Annotated in this window: 20 protein-coding genes; 16 read left to right on the top strand and 4 right to left on the bottom strand. The window is 38.0% G+C overall.

What is annotated here, in order from left to right; all coding sequences use genetic code 11:
• Positions 1–7: 7 nt before the first annotated feature.
• On the bottom strand, positions 8–151 hold the full coding sequence (locus tag ACEN4I_RS04120) for a hypothetical protein (protein WP_407127536.1): 144 nt from the start codon (positions 149–151) through the stop codon (positions 8–10).
• A gap of 187 nt (positions 152–338) precedes the next feature.
• Here ACEN4I_RS04120 and ACEN4I_RS04115 point away from each other — a divergent pair, with 187 nt between their 5' ends.
• The 10 genes from ACEN4I_RS04115 to ACEN4I_RS04070 all read left to right on the top strand — a co-directional run bounded on the left by ACEN4I_RS04115 (position 339) and on the right by ACEN4I_RS04070 (position 9863).
• Positions 339–1367: a reverse transcriptase domain-containing protein gene (locus ACEN4I_RS04115; RefSeq protein WP_407127534.1), complete on the top strand. Its 1029-nt coding sequence runs from the start codon at positions 339–341 to the stop codon at positions 1365–1367.
• A gap of 34 nt (positions 1368–1401) precedes the next feature.
• The gene (locus ACEN4I_RS04110; protein ID WP_407127532.1) at positions 1402–1812 is read left to right on the top strand and encodes a hypothetical protein; all 411 of its coding nucleotides are present in this window, start codon (positions 1402–1404) and stop codon (positions 1810–1812) included.
• A complete protein-coding gene (locus ACEN4I_RS04105) occupies positions 1809–2153 on the top strand; it encodes a hypothetical protein (RefSeq protein WP_230523503.1) in 345 nt (114 codons plus the stop codon). Before ACEN4I_RS04110 ends, ACEN4I_RS04105 begins: the two co-directional genes overlap by 4 nt.
• Positions 2150–2431 carry a phage holin gene (locus ACEN4I_RS04100; protein ID WP_407127530.1) on the top strand — a complete coding sequence of 94 codons (282 nt, stop codon included), beginning with the start codon at positions 2150–2152 and terminating at the stop codon, positions 2429–2431. Before ACEN4I_RS04105 ends, ACEN4I_RS04100 begins: the two co-directional genes overlap by 4 nt.
• A gap of 2 nt (positions 2432–2433) precedes the next feature.
• On the top strand, positions 2434–3651 hold the full coding sequence (locus ACEN4I_RS04095; RefSeq protein ID WP_407127528.1) for an N-acetylmuramoyl-L-alanine amidase: 1218 nt from the start codon (positions 2434–2436) through the stop codon (positions 3649–3651).
• Positions 3652–5179: 1528 nt separating this feature from the next.
• Positions 5180–5509 carry a thioredoxin family protein gene (locus tag ACEN4I_RS04090; protein ID WP_407096992.1) on the top strand — a complete coding sequence of 110 codons (330 nt, stop codon included), beginning with the start codon at positions 5180–5182 and terminating at the stop codon, positions 5507–5509.
• An 87-nt stretch (positions 5510–5596) separates the two neighbouring features.
• Entirely contained in the window at positions 5597–6448 is an 852-nt protein-coding gene (locus ACEN4I_RS04085) for an aldo/keto reductase (protein WP_407102861.1), read from the top strand.
• A 223-nt stretch (positions 6449–6671) separates the two neighbouring features.
• Positions 6672–7988: an ABC transporter substrate-binding protein gene (locus tag ACEN4I_RS04080; RefSeq protein WP_407102860.1), complete on the top strand. Its 1317-nt coding sequence runs from the start codon at positions 6672–6674 to the stop codon at positions 7986–7988.
• A gap of 119 nt (positions 7989–8107) precedes the next feature.
• A complete protein-coding gene (locus tag ACEN4I_RS04075) occupies positions 8108–9028 on the top strand; it encodes a carbohydrate ABC transporter permease (RefSeq protein ID WP_407096989.1) in 921 nt (306 codons plus the stop codon).
• Complete coding sequence (locus ACEN4I_RS04070) at positions 9018–9863, top strand: carbohydrate ABC transporter permease (protein WP_407096988.1); 846 nt, start codon at positions 9018–9020, stop codon at positions 9861–9863. The genes ACEN4I_RS04075 and ACEN4I_RS04070 overlap by 11 nt, the downstream gene beginning before the upstream one ends.
• A gap of 144 nt (positions 9864–10007) precedes the next feature.
• Here the strand turns inward: ACEN4I_RS04070 and ACEN4I_RS04065 are convergent, their stop codons facing one another.
• Positions 10008–11246 (bottom strand): aminopeptidase, encoded by a 1239-nt coding sequence (locus ACEN4I_RS04065; protein WP_407102859.1) that lies wholly within the window; start codon positions 11244–11246, stop codon positions 10008–10010.
• A gap of 520 nt (positions 11247–11766) precedes the next feature.
• Here ACEN4I_RS04065 and ACEN4I_RS04060 point away from each other — a divergent pair.
• Positions 11767–12318 (top strand): TetR/AcrR family transcriptional regulator, encoded by a 552-nt coding sequence (locus ACEN4I_RS04060; RefSeq protein WP_407096986.1) that lies wholly within the window; start codon positions 11767–11769, stop codon positions 12316–12318.
• A 36-nt stretch (positions 12319–12354) separates the two neighbouring features.
• Here ACEN4I_RS04060 and ACEN4I_RS04055 read toward each other — a convergent pair whose 3' ends face one another.
• Positions 12355–12807 (bottom strand): flavodoxin, encoded by a 453-nt coding sequence (locus ACEN4I_RS04055; protein WP_407102858.1) that lies wholly within the window; start codon positions 12805–12807, stop codon positions 12355–12357.
• A 103-nt stretch (positions 12808–12910) separates the two neighbouring features.
• Entirely contained in the window at positions 12911–13759 is an 849-nt protein-coding gene (locus ACEN4I_RS04050; RefSeq protein WP_407102857.1) for a formate/nitrite transporter family protein, read from the bottom strand.
• 425 nt (positions 13760–14184) lie between these two features.
• On the opposite strand from ACEN4I_RS04050, the gene ACEN4I_RS04045 reads away from it, so the two are divergent.
• From ACEN4I_RS04045 to ACEN4I_RS04025, 5 genes are all read left to right on the top strand, one after another.
• On the top strand, positions 14185–14928 hold the full coding sequence (locus ACEN4I_RS04045) for a MurR/RpiR family transcriptional regulator (RefSeq protein ID WP_407096983.1): 744 nt from the start codon (positions 14185–14187) through the stop codon (positions 14926–14928).
• Between the two features lie 129 nt (positions 14929–15057).
• Positions 15058–16494 (top strand): glycoside hydrolase family 1 protein, encoded by a 1437-nt coding sequence (locus tag ACEN4I_RS04040; protein WP_407096982.1) that lies wholly within the window; start codon positions 15058–15060, stop codon positions 16492–16494.
• Positions 16495–16542: 48 nt separating this feature from the next.
• Entirely contained in the window at positions 16543–17889 is a 1347-nt protein-coding gene (locus ACEN4I_RS04035; RefSeq protein WP_407097011.1) for a PTS sugar transporter subunit IIC, read from the top strand.
• Between the two features lie 66 nt (positions 17890–17955).
• The gene (locus ACEN4I_RS04030; RefSeq protein WP_407127526.1) at positions 17956–18867 is read left to right on the top strand and encodes an ROK family protein; all 912 of its coding nucleotides are present in this window, start codon (positions 17956–17958) and stop codon (positions 18865–18867) included.
• 1 nt (position 18868) lies between these two features.
• Positions 18869–19675: an alpha/beta hydrolase gene (locus ACEN4I_RS04025; protein WP_407096980.1), complete on the top strand. Its 807-nt coding sequence runs from the start codon at positions 18869–18871 to the stop codon at positions 19673–19675.
• Positions 19676–19808 lie beyond the last annotated feature (133 nt).

The raw sequence follows: 19808 nt of genomic DNA, 5'->3' as shown, positions 1-19808 counted from the left end.
GGCTGGCTTATCGTGGTGGCAATTGGAACAACACGTCTAACGCTGGTGTCTTTTCTCTGAATGGCAACAACGCTCGTTCGAACGTGAACACGAACATCGGCTTCCGGTCCGCTCTACTTTCAATTTTCATCGACAGAAGTTGTAACCCCAAGGGGTTACATCCAGCTCATAAGAGAGTAAAGGGATCTATATCCACGCTTGAGAAAGAAGCGGAAAATCAATGTACGGATGTATGCAACTAGTAGAGAACGAACGTTGCAAAGCATCACTAACCCTAAGGGGATGAAGTTATAAAACGCGTCGGAGATCTTTATAACGAGATATGTAGTTTTGATAATTTGTACCAAGCGTATCTAGCAGCCCGAAAAGGCAAAAGATACCGCGAAGAAGTGTTGCGATTCTCTGCAAATTTAGAGGAAAACTTAATTGAAATTCAAAATGAATTGATTTTCCATACATACGAAGTTGGTAAATACCGAGAGTTTTTCGTGTATGAGCCTAAACAACGCATGATCATGGCGTTACCTTTCAAAGACAGAGTAGTTCAGTGGGCTATTTACAGAGTTTTGAACCCGTTGTTCGAAAAACAGTATTACGATCATTCGTATGCATGCCGCGTCGGTAGAGGTACTCACTCAGCAGCCAACAAGCTTCAAGAATGGCTACGAATCGTGAATAAGAAACCTGGTAAGTGGTATTACTTGAAGATGGATATTTCGAAGTATTTTTACCGAGTAGATCACGAAATACTAATTAAGATCATTGAAAACAAAATAAAAGATGAAGAGCTTATTTCTCTTTTGAAGTTGCTTATAAACTCCGAAAGCACAGAATTTGGTCTTCCTGTAGCTTCCTCCTTGACAGACACGAATATCCGGGAAGGCGATAAGGGTATGCCGATTGGCAACTTGACGAGCCAGTTGTTTGCGAATATCTATTTAAATGAATTGGATAAATTCGTAAAGAATGAATTAAAGGTTCGTTACTACATAAGGTATATGGATGATTTCATTTTGTTGTCTAACAACAAACAAGAATTGAATCAATGGAAAGAGGAAATCATTTCTTTCTTAGATGAAAAGCTTAGTTTGCAGACGAATAACAAAACCTGCATCCGCCCAATTGCTTTAGGAATTGAATTCGTCGGTTTTAGAATATGGTTTACACATAAGAAACTACGTAAATCAACTGTAAGACGCATGAAAACGCATCTAAAATATTTACAAAAACAATACGGTAGAAATGAGATTGATGTCCCTCGAGTGCATCAAGCGGTTATGAGCTATAAAGGTATGCTGGATCAGACTGATGCGCATCTACTCAAAAAGAAATTGTCACAAGATGGTGTATTTCGCAGAAATGATTAACAAAGGATTTTCTGTCAAGAAAGGAAGTGAATAAATGGTAAATCGAAAATTGAAGCAAGATCTGCAAAACGCATCAAGTAAAAGGCCTAGCGATTTCTGGGGTGCTTTAATAGCTGGCGTAAGCATTTTGTACGGGGAATTCATTTTTAGAGTTGACGGTTATTTCATTAACAATGCTGAACCTTACCTAAACAAGATGCCTGAAAACGTAATCGGGTTAATGTTAGTGTTTTTAGGTTGCTTAAAGCTAGTTGGACTGATTAGCCACAATAGAACACTTAAAAAACTAGGCATCTGGTCGTTAAGCGGCATGTGGAGTGGCCTATTTTTTGTAGCATTAACATTCTCATTCGGCACCGGTTATCCAGATCCGTCGTATATTTTTATACTTCCGATGATGATAGGTTGTTTTAGGGTGTCGTTAAAGGGGGATTACAGTGCATGAACTGGGAAGTGATTCTAGGTATTTTTATCGGTACAGGGGGAGCCGGGTCTTTAGTTTCTGCTTTTCTTACATACAAAAGTAAACAAAAAGAGCATGAATTGAATCTATTGGCCCGCGCTCGTGAGGAAATCGAACGTTTAGATAAAAAAGTCAAAGATCTCGAAGAAGAAAATGATAAAAAAGATAAAAATGAAATTACGCTCAACAGCATTATCCAAGATTTGAAATTCCAAATCAATGAATTGAAAATTATCGTCCAAAAGAAAGATAACTACATTGACCACTTGAAAGAATTGGTCGATGGGTTCAAAAAAAGAATGAAAAGAGGAGAAGTTGAATGAAAATTAACTGGAAAATCAGGTTTAAGAACCCACAATTTATTGCGCAGTTGGTTATAGCTGTTTTTATCCCTATATTGACTTACGCAGGCATCACAGCGCAGGACATCACGTCTTGGGCTATTTTATTAAGATTAATAGTCGATGCTATATCTAACCCTTATGTTTTATTGATGGTGACTGTATCAGTTTATAACGCAGTAGTTGATCCAACGACATCCGGATTATCAGACAGCCAACAGGCTTTAAATTATAGCGCACCTAAAAAAGGAGGAAAATAATTATGGTATTTAAAATCGCAGCAGACGCAGGTCATGCAGGGTTTGGAGTAACACCAGGAAAACGTACACCAGCAGGTGAGTATGAATGGAACTTTAACGATCAAAATGTAGATGCTTTTGTGCAAGAAATGAGCAATTACCAAGATGCGTCTGTTAAAGTAGTGTCTGATCCCACGGGTAAACGTGATGTCCCTTTAAATGAACGTACAGATATCGCAAATGATTGGGGCGCAGACTTATATATTTCGTTTCATCACAATGCTAATACAGGTGCATGGGGCACATGGACCGGAACAGAAACATACCGTTTCAACAAAGATACAGCAAATGCTTCTAAGAGCTTAAAATTAACTCAGACAGCACATAAAGCCGCAGCACAAGCTTATGCATTGAGAGATCGAGGAGTTAAACGTGCTAACTTTGCGGTATTAAGAAATACAAAAATGCCAGCTACTTTGATCGAGGGTGGCTATATGGATTCAACTATTGACATTAAAGTACTTCGTGATAATAAAAAAACAGCTTCGCTAGGAACTAAAGTAGCGCAAGCTGTGGCAGCCGAATATGGATTGAAACGAAAATCTGGAGCAGTTACTCCTATAACTTCAGTAGATGCTGCAGCAGGCACTTTGTATCGTGTCCAAACAGGAGCTTTTGCTAATAAGAACAATGCGATTCAAGCCGCAAGTGATATCCGTAAAAAAGGATTTGACACTTATATTGTTCAAGTTGACGATCTTTACAAAGTTCAAATCGGGGCGTTTGCGAATAAAACCAATGCCGAAGCTCAAGAGAGAAAAGTAAAAGCCGCAGGTTACGATGCTTTTATCACCACGAACGGTGGTAAAGCAGTAGCCTCTGCAGAGCCGATTAACGAGTCACAACAAGAAAAAATAAGCGAAAATGGTTATCTAGGTAGCGACACCGTACGTTTGTTACAACACAGATTCGGCACACCTGAAGACGGAGTGATTAGTGGTCAAGTCAAATCAAGTGTATCAGCAGGCATTGATCAAAATGCGATCACATACGGATCTGGCAGATCAATGATGGTACGTGCTTTACAGAAATATCTAGGAATTACTGAAGACGGTAACTTTGGTCCCGGAACACTAAAAGCTTTACAACGTAAATTAGGTACGCCGGCGGATGGAGTATTGAGCCGTCCATCGTTAATGGTCCGAGAATTGCAACGCAGATTAAATAATGGAACATTCTAATTTAGACATAGCAAAAGCCTCTACTTAATTGTAGGGGCTTTTTTCGTTGTTCAAATCTGATTCATGATATAGTGCATCATATCCAAAGATTCGCTTAAAGATGCATTAAAAAATATAAAAACATGCTTTTCAAAGGCTATTTTGAAATAATATGTCGAGTTGTTTTCTTCAATTTTTAATATGACACCATTTAAATTTATGCTATAAATCAGACGGTTCATTTAATCAGTCCTTTTTATTTTTAATATACGCAAAATAATGAAAAACATTTAAAAAGAACAACCGTAGTTAACGAATGTTCTTTTTAAATGTTCTATATATAAGCCGAATTGGCCAACCCGAAATAAGAAAACAACTTTTCTGACTGCTAACCCGAAATGAACCCGAAATGATTTATCACCTTATGCGAGTTGTTTACTAAAAATAGTTGATACAAAGAGATTTTAAAGCCTAGTTTTATCTCTTTTTAAACTTATAACGGCCCTAGAGAGATTTGAACTCCCGACCTAACGTTTATACTGATAGGTAACGTTCATCTGCAACCTTACTTGATCAGATTACTTGTTTTCCCCCAGTCCACACCCTGCAGGCGACTTTCGTCGCACAAGGCGTTCCATCAATCAAATATTCGTTGAATAGAGAAAAATCTCTTACGAATAGAATAAGTTATTTTTACATTGACTGAGCAATGCAAAAACTATGATATTGGAAATAAGTGCATTATGTTCCAACGAATGATTTGATTGACTAGCCATCTTTCCTCCGCTGGTTGTTATCCCAGTTTCATCGGTACTACACAGCTGCTGCCGCAACTATTCAATAGCCATTATCCTGCTATTTAGAACCCTCAAATAGGAGATAGCGGTTCTTAGCTGCTTCCAACGTTCCGTTATTACTAGCTTTACAGTTAAACTTAGGTGCTTTCTATAAATGTTTCAGCGTTTTTGATCCACAACCATTTAACCAAAAACTATTGAGGTACATCCTCAACAACAGTATCTGCTTTCCTAAACAAGCCACCGCGCTTTAATTCATTCCATAAAATGAAAAAACATCCGTACATTCGAAAGTTCGTCAGTGCTAAAGCACATTCTCACCGTATTTAATTTATAGCCCTCCGACTACTAAGCGCATGCTGTTCGCCGACTTCACCGAACTTTTGACAACACCCAACTATTTTCAGGGATTGCCAATCGGAGATCAAGGTATTTCTCAAGCGGTTGACTTGAGTGTGCTTTTTTCATTCCGCACAATATCGTAATAACAGTTAAGCCTTATAGGCTCTTACATTTTATAGACTTTTTCAAATCTAGTTTGTAGTAAAACGTTGCGTACAGGAAACGTTTGCTCTATCCAACTGAGCTATAGGACCATACAACTAAATTCATTTTCTCATGATTCGAAAATCTTGTCTAGCACTTTTCGACTTTTCCATTTAGATAAATGAAGTGAATGTGACTTTGCACCTGTTTGTGAATCATGAGATGCGTGTTACAATGATAAAAAATGGTTAAAGGAAGAGGATATTATGGAATCATTTCAACAAGCCCATTCTATTGAAGAAGTACGCCGATTTATTCAAGAAAATGAACTAGCCTTTGTGTATATTTCTCGAGAAGACTGCAGTGTTTGTCATGCAGTACGACCTCAAGTGCAAAGTATACTTGAAAACTACCCACGCATTCGATCGATTCAAGCGGATGCTGATCATATTCCTGAAGTAGCGGGAGATTTTACTGTCTTCAGTGTGCCGGCGCTGCTGTTATTTGCTGAAGGAAAAGAATTGATTCGCGAAGCTCGTTTTGTGAAAATGGACGACTTGGATCGTCAGTTCAAGCGGATAGTGGAAAATTACTAAAGCAACTTCATCATTCGTATCGTTTTACATTGTGTTCAAATAATTGATAAGATAAGACGGTAAAACACAGTGAAAGGGATGAAGAGAATGAGCAAGGTAATTCCAACATATACATTAAATGATGGTCAAGAAATCCCTGTGATCGGTCTAGGAACCGTTGGGATAAAAGGTGCAAAAGGAGTAGCGGAAGTGATGGATGCCCTGGATAATGGGTATCGTTTGATCGATACTTCTACGAATTACAATAACGAAGGCATGGTCGGAGAAGCTGTTCGCAGAAGTTCTGTACCGCGTGACCAGATTCTATTGAGTTCAAAATTGCCGGGAGCCAAACATCAATACGAAGATGCTATCCAAATGATTCAAGAGTCTCTGTATCGTGTGGGGATCGATTACTTTGATAAATACTTGATTCATTGGCCTTTGCCAAAACAAGATCAGTATGTAGAAGCATGGCAAGCATTGGTGGATGCTCAAAAATTTGGTCTGATTCGTTCTATTGGAGTTTCCAACTTCTTACCAGAACACTTGGACCGTATTATTGAGGAAACAGGGGTCACTCCGGCTACCAATCAAGTCGAACGCCATCCTTATTTCACGAATAAACGTGTAATAGAATACAATAAGGAACACGGTATTTTAACAGAAGCATGGAGCCCATTTGGAAGAGAAATCAATGACTTACTAGAAAATGAAACCATTGCTGCGCTGGCTGAAAAACACCAAAAATCAGTTGCACAAATCATATTGCGTTGGAATCATCAAGAAAATGTGCTGGTCATTCCGAAAGCTTCTAGTGCTAAACACCAACGCGCCAATCTTGATATTTTCGATTTCACTTTGAGTGAAGAAGAAATGAAAAGCATCGATAGCCTAGATAAAGGACTAGATGGCTTAGTAGAAGGGCAACATCCAAATGAATATGAAGAGTTTGACTAAATAGAACTACTAATGATGAAAGGGGCTGGGACACTAATGTTGTCTCAGCTTCTTTGCGTGTGTATTGAGTTTTCTAAAATCGTATTAGTAGGAGAAACAAGAGGCATTTGTTAAAATAAATGTAAGCTCTTACTTGTTTCTGAACCTGCATCATTCCGCATAAGCTCACCTTTTTGTAATACCACACATCATTTCAATCACATCACAAATTGGAGGGATTCAAATGTCGAAAAAGAAAGCCTTTTTACTTATGAGCAGTTTAACGTTAGGAGTTTTGGCTGCATGTGGCAATAATACAGATAATACTGAAGAAGGAGGAGACGGATCAGGAGATGTAACGATTCAATTTATGACCTCTTCTGTAGAACAAGAACGTTTAACGGTCATCGAAGGAATGATCGACCGATTTGAAGAAGAAAATGAAGGCGTAACAGTAGAAACTGTTCCGGTAGAAGAAGGGCAATACAATACGAACGTAGTTACTTTAGCTCAAGCAGGGGAGTTGCCGGCAGTCATTGAAGTAGGGCAAGATTTTGCAAAAACAATGGCAAATGAACAGCTGATCGATGTAGAGGCCACTACTCAGTTGGTGGAAGATATTGGTCCACAAAGTTATTACGAAGGCGCATTGAATTTATTGAGCAGTGAAGATGGAGAAGGCTACTTGGGAGTTCCATTAAGCGGATGGGTGCAAGGGATTTGGTACAGCCAATCAAAACTTGAAGAAGCCGGAATCGAGGAGCCTGCTAATTGGGAAGAATTATTATCAGCAGCTGAACAACTGACAGATACAGCCAATAATCAATATGGTATTGCGTTGCCAACAGTTGAAGGACCATTTTCAGAACAAGGATTCTCGCAATTTGCTTTATCAAATAATGCCAATATTTTAGATAATGAAGGAAATCTGGACTTAGATACATCAGAAATGCGTGAAGCACTTGAAATGTACCAACAATTAGCTGAATACACTATGCCTGGTTCAAATGATACCACACAAGTAAACGATGCCTTCTCAAATGGAAGTGCAGCAATGGCGTTGTACTCAACATATATTTTACCTGGTATCTATGAAAATGGTGATCCAAGCGATATTGGTTTCATTATTCCAACCGAAGAAAGTGAAGCTGTTTATGGGTCTGTTACAGCATTGACGATTTCGGGAGGACTTGAACAAGCAGAAAAAGATGCTGCAGAAGCCTTTATTGCATTTATGTCTGAACCAGAAAATATGACTGAATGGGTACTGATGTCTCCAGGAGGCGCACAGCCTGTCAGTGATGAAGTAACTAATAGTGAAGAATATCAAAATAATGAAGTAGTTCAAGCCTTTGGAGAGCTGTCGACAGAAATCGCCGGTTCATTTGATGCTATTCAAGTTTTTGGTTTAGTTGAGGGACAAAACTTCACTCATATGGGAGCGATCACTGGATCTAATGCGATCGGTACGTTGATCAATCAAATTACAGTCGGAGACGCAAGTATTGATGAAGCAATAGAACGAGCTCAATCGACAATCGAAGATGTTATGCCAGAATAAGGCTAACTCCATAAATAAGCGTAGCGTGGCCAAGTAAGGGAGACGAGCTTACTTGGTCATTTTTCCAGAAATAACAATAAACTAGGAAAAATTAGTATTTTATTAAGGAAGTGAGAGAAATGAAACCGCCCCAAAATTCAACAGAAACACATATGAAAAATAAAAAATTTAAACGCAGAACAGGTGACTCAAAAATCGCATTGGCATTTTTACTGCCAACGATCATCTTATTAGCTGGGCTGGTTTTGTATCCCATGATTGAAAATATCCGTATCAGTTTCTTTGATGTACCTTTGAATCCAAATTTGGATGAGATTTTTTTAGGTCTAGAAAATTATCAAACGATATTGACTGATCCAGATTTTTATCGATCACTTGGTGTAACTGTATTGTATACAGCCTTAACAGTTGTCGGAAGTACTATTCTTGGTTTGGGAGTAGCGATGTTGTTTAATCGAGAATTCAAGTTTCGGAAATTGTCGCGTTCGATCATTATTTTATCTTATGTTACGCCGTCTATCTCGCTAGTATTTGCATGGCAATACATGTTTAACAATACTTATGGCATCATCAATCATTGGCTGGTCGATGTAACAGGTATCTTAGATAAAGCTCCGTTATGGTTTGACAATCCTGCATCAAGTTTTGCATTGGTCACTATTTTTGCGATTTGGCGTTACTTTCCATATGCATTTATTTCCTTTTTGGCGATATTGCAGACAATGGATGAAACGCTATATGAAGCCGCTGAAATCGATGGAGCAAATGCTTGGCAGAAATTTGTGAACATTACTTTACCTGCCATTCGACCTGTATTGATCACCATCGTGACATTGAGAACGATTTGGACATTCTATATGTTTAATGATGTTTATTTGTTAACTAAACAAGTGGATGTGATTGGGGTTTACTTATATGAGCAAGCTTTTTCTCAAAATGACATGGGACAAGCAGCCGCCATCTCTGTAGTTCTTTTTGTTATTTTGTTTACAGTTATTTTCTTCTCACGTAGAAAGGTGGATGTCACAAATGAAACGTAAAAGAAAAAACATGCTGAGCCGAACGTTGTTTTATATCTTACTAGTGCTGATCTTAGTTATATCTCTGTTTCCGTTTTTCATCATGTTGATGACATCGTTGAAACCGACTAATGAAGCGATCTCTTATAATCCAACTATACTGCCTGAAGTAGTAACGCTGGAACATTACCAAGATGTTTTTAACCCGTCTTTATTTCCGTTTTTAACGTATTTTAAAAACAGTATGATCGTTTCTTTCCTAGCAGCATTCATCTCTGTATTTATCGGGATTTTTGGAGCATATGCCATGTCGAAATTAAATTTCAAATTTAAATCCACAATGAATTCAGCTTTTTATACTGTGTACATGTTTTCAGGAATTCTATTGGTGGTCCCTTTATTTAAAATCATTTCATCGCTGGGACTATACAACACACGAACATCGATCATTATTGTGATGATCGTACAAACGTTGCCAACATCTATTTTTATGCTGAAAAGTTATTTTGATACGATTCCTAAAAGTATTGAAGAAGCAGCAATGATCGATGGATTGACGCGTGTACAGATCGTCTTTTATATTACTATTCCACTGGCGATATCAGGAATTGCATCTGTTTTCGTGTATGCCTTTATGGTTGCTTGGAACGATTATTTGTTTGCTTCTATATTTGTTTCCAGTTCAGAATTCTTCACCTTAACAGTAGGGTTAAACAGCTTGTTTGCGACTCCTGATTATGTTTGGGGGAGAATGATGGCTGCTTCCTTACTGACTGCATTACCTGTAGTCATCATGTATGCTTTATCTGAACGATTCATTAAGAAAAATTTAGTAGAAGGTGGAGTAAAAGGATAGAAACACCATAAGTTTCAATTGCTTGTATTGAAGGTTTTGTAGCCGAGATGTTAAAAAAAGAGCATGAATTTATCTCTCCATACAAAAAACCAGCCATCCGAACGATAATGTCGGATGGCTGGTTTATCTTATTTACTTAAAAAATTATGCCCATTCACCGTTACGGAAAACAGGAACAGTTGAACCGTCTGCTTTGATACCATCGATATTCATGTCTTTAGAACCAATCATAAAGTCTACATGAACAGTAGAGCGGTTTAAACCGGCTGCTTCCAATTCTTCTTCTGACATTTCAGTTCCGCCAATGATATTGAATGCGTAACCTGATCCCAATGCTAAGTGGTTTGAAGCATTTTCGTCAAATAAAGTATTGAAGAAAGTTAAGCCAGATTGAGAAATTGGAGATTGGTTAGGTACCAACGCCACTTCACCCAAACGTGCAGCTCCTTCATCTGTTTCGACTAAGCGTTTCAAAGTTTCTTCACCTTGAGCTGCAGTTACGTCCGTCACTTTTCCATCTTTGAAATGGAATTCCATATCTAAGATAGTAGTTCCAGCATAGCTTAATGGTTTTGTACTGCGAACTACACCATCCACACGATTAGCGTCTGGAGCAGTAAAAACTTCTTCAGTCGGCATATTTGCCATGAAACGTTCTCCGCGAGCATTTAAGCTTCCAGCACCTTCCCAACGGTGGCCAGCAGGTAATCCAACCGTTAAGTCAGTTCCTGGAGCGGTGTAGTGTAAAGCTGTAAATTGTTGCGCGTTCAATTCTTCAGCTTTTGTTTCTAAAGTCACATCTTTTTCGTTCCAAGTTGCTATAGGATCTTCATCGTAAATATGAACGGCTTTGAAGATAGCATCCCATAAAGCATCTACTTGTTCTTCCGTAGTGTCTAATTCTGGGAAGACTTTAGCTGCCCATTTAGCGCCTGAAGCTGCAGCAACGACCCAGCTCACTTTGTTGGCTTGAGTAGCTTTACGTTGTTCGATCATGGCTTTACCAGCTGCAGATTGATAAGCAGCGATTTTTTCTGCATCAATTCCTGCTAGAGCATCTGGGTCAGAAGAGCGAACGCTGATACGGCTAGCCCCTTTAGCAATGTGGTCTAAAGACTCATCGATTTTGTATTGTGGAATATCTGTCAGACGTTCCACTGGTGTGTTCATCATGACTTCACGGTTTACCACGTCATCTGCCCATTTGACAATGACTTCTGTAGCTCCTAAAGCATAAGCTTCTTTTGTAATCATACGAGCAAGTGAAGCTTGGTCTACATCAATAGATAAAACGACTGTATGCCCCTTTGATACATTTACTCCCGATTCTACAATCGCACGAGCATATTTTTGTAAGTTTTCTTCGAAATTTGGTAATACCATATTTTTATTCCTCCTGATTTTATTTCATATTCGTTGATATTCATACTGCACTTTCATATCATAGCATACGCAAATAACAAAACACAATTTGCTAACAAAAAAATTTCAACAGATTACAATGTTGTAACGAATGCGTGTTTGAAAGTCTTTCCGGTATTTTAGTGGAACACACTATGTTATAATATGAATAGAGAAAGGTTGACTTTCTAAAGAAAAACTTTCGTTATATTGGGAAGCAACTTGTTTTTATAGATGTACAAGTGATACAATAAACCTTGTGCTTTTGTGGCATTCATAAGTAGTTGAAAATGAAAATTTAAAAGAGATTATTGGTAGATTTCTTGATCGCTTTAGAAAGAATAATGGACTTTAGTTTTTTAAGTTGAAAAGCTATTGATTTGTAGACTGCTTTCTCTATCGTTTAAGAACTTTTTTTCATAGGTATTATAACCAGAAGGTAATACTGCATCCGGAACTATAACTGTTTCGTAAGAGTTTAAAGAATTTAGAGGTGAAAGATATGGCAAGAAAAAAGACCATTATGAAGTCCAGCATTCTGGATACAGCTTATGAAGTTGTCAGAACTGAGGGGTTTGATGGATTTACTGCACGCAATATTGCAAAAGAAATGAACTGTTCTACGCAACCGATTTACTTGGAATTCAAAAATATGGATGACTTGAAAAAAGAATTATTGGTAAGAATAAAAGCTCATTTGACGGAAACGATTTATGTCCAAGAAAGAATAGAAAAACCTGTTCTTAATGATGCTTTGAATTATCTGTACTTTGCAAAAGAAGAGTCTGTATTTTTTAAGGCGCTGTATTTGGAAAATCGCTTAGATGCTGAGCAAATTTTTGCTATTTCTCATGACGTGGTGTTAGATTCATTTGAAAATGATGAAAAAACTAAGGAATTGTCCAAAAGCGAAAAAGAAAAATTCTTCAGCTTATTTTGGGCTAGTGTGCATGGACTAGCATCTCTAATTGCTCAAGAATTGATTCCTTTTAATGAAGAAGAATTAATCGGTTATTTAAAACAATCCTTTAAAGGTTGCTTAAAAGTAATCTAAATAAAAAACCTCAACGTTTTTGACGTTGAGGTTTTTTTATTGAGCATTTACTTTTTCGACTAGAGCTTTGGCAAAGGCGTTTAACTTTTCGATATCTGCTTCTTCGGGATCTAAATCAACTTTGACACTTTCGGCACCCTGAACTGCTCCAGCTGCCTTAAGTTGTTCTGTAAAATCATCGACTGATTGACAAAATTTTTCATAAAAGGTATCTCCAGAACCGAAAGTCCCAAAAATTTTCCCCGTTAAATTTACATCAGCTAATTCCTCATAAAAGTCCACGATTTCATCGGGCAAATTCGCATCCGTTCCGTAAGTATAAGTAGCAACCAGACACAAGTCTACATCCAAAAAATCTTCGGGATCAGCTTGCATACTTTCTTCTACCTGAACCTCTACACCTAGTTCTTGTAATGTTTCCTCAACAATATCGACACATTGAGCGGTATTCCCCGTTAAACTCGCATAAACAATCATAGCACTGGTCACGTTTTTTTCATTCCTTTACGGTTAGATTCTCAAAATAGTATACCAAATTTTGAGGAGCAGTACCAATCAGAAAGAACACAAGGAACTCAATGACAAATGAGGTTTAATCGGCATAACGCGTTTTCCCATTGTTCAACCATGAATAGTTTAGGCCCATTATTAAACCACCACCAACATAATTTCCTAATGTCGCAAAAAAGATATTTGTTACAACAGCAGCAATTGTCATTCCCGGAACATTTCCACCGCTGGCAAAAAATGCCAGAGAGAAAGAAGAAAAGTTGGCAATAACGTGTTCAAAACCGAGAAAAGCAAAAATAAAGATCAGAAATACAATAGCTAATACTTTTCCTGCATCATCTTTCATTCGCATAGTAACAAAGAAAGCTATATTCACGACCATATTTGCAAATATCCCCTCAACAAATATTTGTAAGGGTGCTTTAGCCAATTTGCCTGAAACAGCAGTGATTAAGTAGTGGTCTATGGCAACATCATGGAAGACACCTGTATAAGATAAGGCCCAGCTAATCATAATAGCTCCAACAGCATTAAAAAGAATGCAAGTACCCAAAATACTCAATGCTTTTTTCCAAGGAAGAACTTTTCGATGTACAGCAGTTGTCATATACATCATATTAGAAGTACCCAATTCACCATTCAAATAAATGATCATGACTAATGACCAAGTGAACATAAAGGCATACCCGAATTTACCCCATCCTGGTGTTAAATGTTCAATAGAATTTCCCATACCGACTGCGATCCCAGTACCCAACGTTAAGTAAAAACACGCTAACATGGCTCGCATAATATAACGACCGATGCTCTTATCAAACAAGTCTGCTTTTTTTAAGATGCTTTTTTCGATGTCGCCCATCATACCAGTTGAAAAACCTTCTACTATATTTTTACTTTGCCCTACAGATGCTTCAGCTACCTTTTCTTCCACTTATTTTCATCTCCAATTTAATCAAATGATTTAATTCACAATGTTTATCATACATTATTTTAAATTAAAAAGAAATTCTTTGATTATAGATAATGTTTGAAATGTGAATTATTTTAGAATAACTTTGAATAAGAAGAAAAGACCTTAAAAAACTAACATAAAAGAGAAGGCTTCGACTGCATTTGTTTCGGCTTTTTTATTGTGAATTCCTTTACTAATACACATTTCCCAAAAAATTAAGAGAGTATGATTCTTATGCGCAAGACTAGATTTTGATTAAATCGTTGAACATCAAGGAGGGAAGCTCCATGATGAAGATTAGCGTTTGAACATCAAGGTTGAAAGCTCCATGATGAATGATAGTGAGGGACAAAGACTTGTGTTAAAATAAAAAAGATTGATAAGAGAGAACAGGGGGAAAGAGTGTGTTCAATTTTGAAGCTATTAAATCATTTACAGAAACAGACCGCGTTATTTATGATTACATCCTGCAGCATAAGGAAGAGATTTATTACATGCGTATTCGCGATTTGGCGGAAGCAGCTCATGTTTCTCCAGCATCCGTAGTTCGTTTGCTGAAAAAAAGCGGGTATGAAAGTTTTGCAGAGTTTAAGTCAGAAGTTCGCCGTCAGACGAAACAAAATCAGCAACAACCAGTATTTGATACAAAAGAAATTGTAGATGAATTTTTTAACCGAACACTAACCAAAGATTACAATCAGCAGTTAGACAAGGCCGTTGAACTAATACATAAATCCGGATTGGTCATTTTTTTCGGTATTGGGACATCCGGAATTCTAGCAGAATATGGTTCTCGACAATTTATTAATTTAGGGAAACGAACCTTTTTCGTAAAAGATCCATTTTACCCCATAAAAAACGCCAGTGAAGATTTTACAGAATCAGCTGCTATCATTTTATCGGTCTCAGGAGAAACGGAACAAGTTCTTGAACAAATGGAAGCCTTAAAAGAACAAGGCAGTAAGATTATCAGCATTACCAATACTTCGGGAAATACATTAGCTAAAAATTCGGATGTGAATTTAGCTTATCATCTCACGCCGGAATTGGTGGGAAAAGAAGTGAATATTACTTCTCAAGTGCCCGTTACTTATCTACTAGAGACTTTAGCACGAAAAAATTACACGAAGCGTAAACGAAAAGAATGAAACGTATTGTTTCAATATTGAAATATATTTCAAAAAACTGAAACCGGATTCTTTTTGTGAAAAGGTTATTGTGTTATGTAAAAAAACGGTTACAATAAAAAGTGTAAGAAAAGAAAAAGAGGTGAGGAAATGGAACACAAACAGTTAACGCCTTTTCCGGAAAACTTTCTGTGGGGATCGGCTTCGGCTGCCTATCAAGTAGAAGGTGCGATGGAAGAAGACGGAAAAGGACTTTCTGTCTGGGATGAATTTGTTAAGATTCCCGGCAAAACATTTAAAGGAACCACTGGGGAGGTGGCAGTAGATCATTATCATCGTTACAAGGAAGACGTACGATTGATGGCAGAACAAGGGTTGAAAGCTTACCGTTTTTCGGTAGCTTGGAGTCGTGTGATTCCAGATGGAGATGGGGAAATAAATGAAGAGGGGATTCAATTTTATGAAAATTTGATTGATGAACTGTTGGCACACAATATTGAACCAATCGTTACACTATACCATTGGGATATCCCACAAGCTTTACAAGATAAATACAAGGGCTGGGAATCTCGTCAAGTAATTGCAGATTTTACTCGTTATGCAACGATCTTATTTAAACGCTTTAATGGAAAAGTAAACTACTGGGTGACGTTAAATGAGCAAAATGTGTTTACATCGCATGGTTATATGATGGGAAGCCATCCGCCAGATGTAAAAGATCCAAAACGCTTTTATGAAGCCAATCACATTGCAAACTTAGCGAATGCTTCTGTCATTCAGGCTTTCCGTGAATTAGGGATTTCTGGGAAAATTGGTCCGAGTTTTGCTTATGGTCCAACGTATGCACTAGATTCTAGACCAGAAAACCAATTGGCAGCGGACAATAACGAAACGTTCAATGCCCATTTCTGGATGGACATTTATGTATTTGGGAAATATCCTAAACTAGCGTTGAAATGGTTAGAAGAAAATAACTGGGCACCTACAATCGAAACTGGGGACTATGAAATGTTGGCAAGTGGCAAGCCAGACTTTATGGGCTTAAACTATTACCGCAGCTCCACAGTTGAATTCAATCCTTTAGATGGTGTTGGCGAAGGAAAAATGAATACTACCGGAGAAAAAGGGTCTACTGAAGCAGGTGGGATTCCAGGATTGTACAAAGGAACGGATAATCCTTATGTAGAAAAAACCAACTGGGATTGGGACATTGATCCGACTGGTTTACGCATTGCTATGCGCCGTATCGACAGTCGTTATGACTTGCCGATATTAATTACGGAAAATGGACTGGGTGAATACGATACATTAGAAGAAGACGGTTCGATTCACGATACATATCGAATTGATTATTTAAAAGCCCACGTCAAAGCCATTCAAGAAACGATTTCTGATGGAGTAGATGTATTAGGGTACTGTACATGGAGTTACACAGATTTGTTGAGCTGGCTGAACGGTTACCAAAAACGGTATGGTTTCGTTTATGTAGACCGTGAAGAAAACGATGAAAAAGAACTCAAACGATACAAAAAAGATAGTTATTTTTGGTATAAAGAGGTTATTGATGCGAATGGATTAACAGATTAAAACATGCTCAAAACAATTTGATTTATTGGAGGAAACCAAATGGGGTTTATGGATAAATTTGAAAGCGTTTTAGAGAAGACTTTAGTGCCTTTATCAATCAAGTTAAACAGTCAACGCCATATCGGAGCGATCCGAGATGCATTTATTTTAGCTTTTCCATTAACAATGGCAGGTTCATTGATTTTACTATTAAATTTTGCGGTCTTATCACCAGATGGCTTTATCGCATCTCTGCTAAATTTAGACAGTATTTTTCCTAATTTAGCAGAAGCACAAAATATTTTTGCACCGGTTGTTCGAGGAACCAATGACGTATTGTCTATTTTCATCGTCTTTATGATTGCTCGGAACTTAACTGAAACATATAAACAAGATTCATTGTTAGGTGGATTAACAGCTATCGCTACATTCTTTATCTTGTATCCGCCTTATCAAAATGTGGAAGGCGCAAATTACTTAACAACTCAATTCATCGGTGCACAAGGGTTGTTTGTAGCGATGATTGTTGGATTACTGGTTGGTGAAATTTTTAGTCGTCTTTCATTGAACAAACGATTGAAAATTAAAATGCCAGAGCAAGTTCCGCCGGCTGTTGCTCGTTCTTTCTCAGTGTTGATTCCGATTATTTTGATTTTAATGCTCTTCTCTATTGTAAATTACGTTGTGGCACTATTTTTCCCAGATGGAATTAATGAATTGATTTACTCATTGATTCAAGCACCATTAACAAATATCGGAGGAAACGTTTTTGCCGTTATTATTTTGGCACTTGTTTCCAACTTGTTATGGGTATTGGGAATTCATGGTCCTAACACCATTGCAGCTATCCGTGATCCTATCTTCTCACCAATGGGAATTGAAAATTTAAATTACATTGCTGAAAAAGGAACGACTTGGGGTGTTCCTTACCCAATCAACTGGGGTTCTATGAATGATGGTTTTGGTAATTATGGTGGTAGCGGGATGACACTTGGTTTGTTGATTGCTATTTTCTTAGTGTCAAAACGAAAAGACTACCGTAATATTGCTAAATTATCCATTGCTCCAGGTTTGTTTAACATCAATGAGCCCGTTGTATTTGGACTTCCAATTGTGTTGAATCCAATTATGATCATTCCTTTTGTATTCACACCAATCATCAATATTTTAATCGGGTATTTCTTTACAGTTAGTGAAATTATACCGCCTATTGGTTACTCGGTCCCATGGACGACGCCAGGACCATTGATTCCGTTCTTGGGTACCGGAGGAAGTTGGGGAGCATTAGGCGTGGGGCTCTTGTGTCTAGGAGTTTCCGTTCTGACTTACATGCCGTTTGTTATGGCAACAAATAGAGCAGCTGTAAAAATGGAAGAAATGGATAACGCACAAGACACTACAAGCGCAAACGCTTAAAATTTGAAAAACTATCTGCCTCTGATTTATGGAGGCGGATAGTTTTTTGACGAAAAAGGAGATAAAATGATGAATACAGTTTGCTTCGACATCGGCGGAACGTATATCAAGTATGCCTTAGTGTCAAATATTGGAGAGATCTTGCAGCAAGATAAAGTAGAGACCCCTTATCAAAAAGATGCGTTCCAACAAGAGATAGCAGCGATCGTAAACCAATTTGCTCTCGATTATGAAGTGAATGCAGTCGCCATCAGTATGCCAGGGTACATCAATCCTGAAACGGGATACGCTGAAAGAGCGGGGGCTTTAGTTTATTTGGATCACATGAATTTGATCGAGTTACTGAGTGAAAAAATCACGCTGCCGATTTATATCGAAAATGATGCTAACTGTGCAGCTTTAGCTGAGCGGTATTCAGGAAGTGCTCAAGGGATTGATAACTTTATCGTCATGACCATTGGCACCGGAATCGGAACAGCTTTGTTTTTAAACGGAAGTCTCTTTCGGGGAGCCAGTTTTAAAGCTGGTGAATATGGCCATTCCCGAATCAACTATCAACAGCAGCCGCATGCTACCATGCACGATATATTTTCTACTCGCGTTCTCGTCAAACGGTATAAGCAGCTTCTAGGCATAAGCAGTACGGAACACGTAACAGGTGAAGCTGTTTTTGAAGCTGCTCGAAAAAACCCAGCAGTGGAAGCACTTTTAACTGAATGGGTACAGTGGATATGTGTGGGAATCTATAATTTAGCTTGCACTTTAAATCCTGATAAACTATTAATTGGCGGCGGTGTTAGTGCCAACCCTGAACTAATTCCAAGGATTCAAGCACAAATGAAACACGTTGATGAGCGTTGGGTGACTGATTTTAATGTTCCAATTGAACCATGCCGCTATTTGAACGATGCTGGAATCTTAGGAGCCTATTATTTTGCTGCACAGCAACAAACAATCAAACCAGTAGAGGAGAAATAAGATGGCTATTTTAACCGGATCTTTTCAATCAAAGGAATTAATCAGAAAAGTCAGCTTCACTGCCATTATTCCTACAACCACTCGTTCAATTTATGAACCTGAGAATGCTGAATCTGACAATAAAGATGAGCCTTTAAAAACGGTGTATTTATTGCATGGATGGGACGGAAATCATGAAGACTGGCTGCACAACACACGAATCGCCGAACTGGCGATAAAATACCACATCGCTATCTTTATGCCAGATGGACAGAATAGTTTCTATGTGGACCAGCCGAATGGAGATCATTTTGGAAAATTTATCGGAGAAGAATTTGTTCATGAGACCCGCAAATTATTTCATTTGTCGGATAAAAGAGAAGATACAACGATTGGCGGATTATCGATGGGTGGTTATGGGGCGCTGAGAAATGGTTTCTACTACCCCAAAACGTTCGGCAATATTTTAGCGTTCTCAAGTAAAATTTTTACAAAACGCTCATCTTCAGATATTGTTTTTGACCAGCCAATCTCTCGGCGGTACCAAACGTTGATTAAGGGAGAGACCACAGCCGCTTTACCTGATGATATGGATATCGAAGAATTAGCGGTAAAAGTTTTTGAATCAAAAGAGGGCAATCCAAGACTCTATTTATCTTGCGGGACGGAAGATAGCTTGATTGACGAACAAAGAAGTTTCCATTGCTTCTTAAGAGAACACGATTATGCACATGAATGTATTGAAGCCCCAGGCGTCCATAACTGGGATTATTGGAATACCAGTATTGAACAAGGACTGGAATGGCTGTATGGGAATGCGGAAAAGTAATCATTAAAGAATTGGGAAGAGCCGTTGTGGTCAATGGATAGTTGACCACAACGGCTCTTTTTTTAAGATGTGTATTAATTTGTATTTACAAATTAATACACATCTCTTTACAGTTATTTTGAAAGGGGTTACA

It is taken from the genome of Desemzia sp. FAM 23990 (assembly GCF_045528485.1).
In the GTDB taxonomy this organism is placed as follows: Bacteria; Bacillota; Bacilli; order Lactobacillales; family Carnobacteriaceae; genus Desemzia.
The sequence above is the reverse complement of the archived record's forward strand: the minus strand, read 5'-3'. Positions and strand labels throughout refer to the sequence as shown.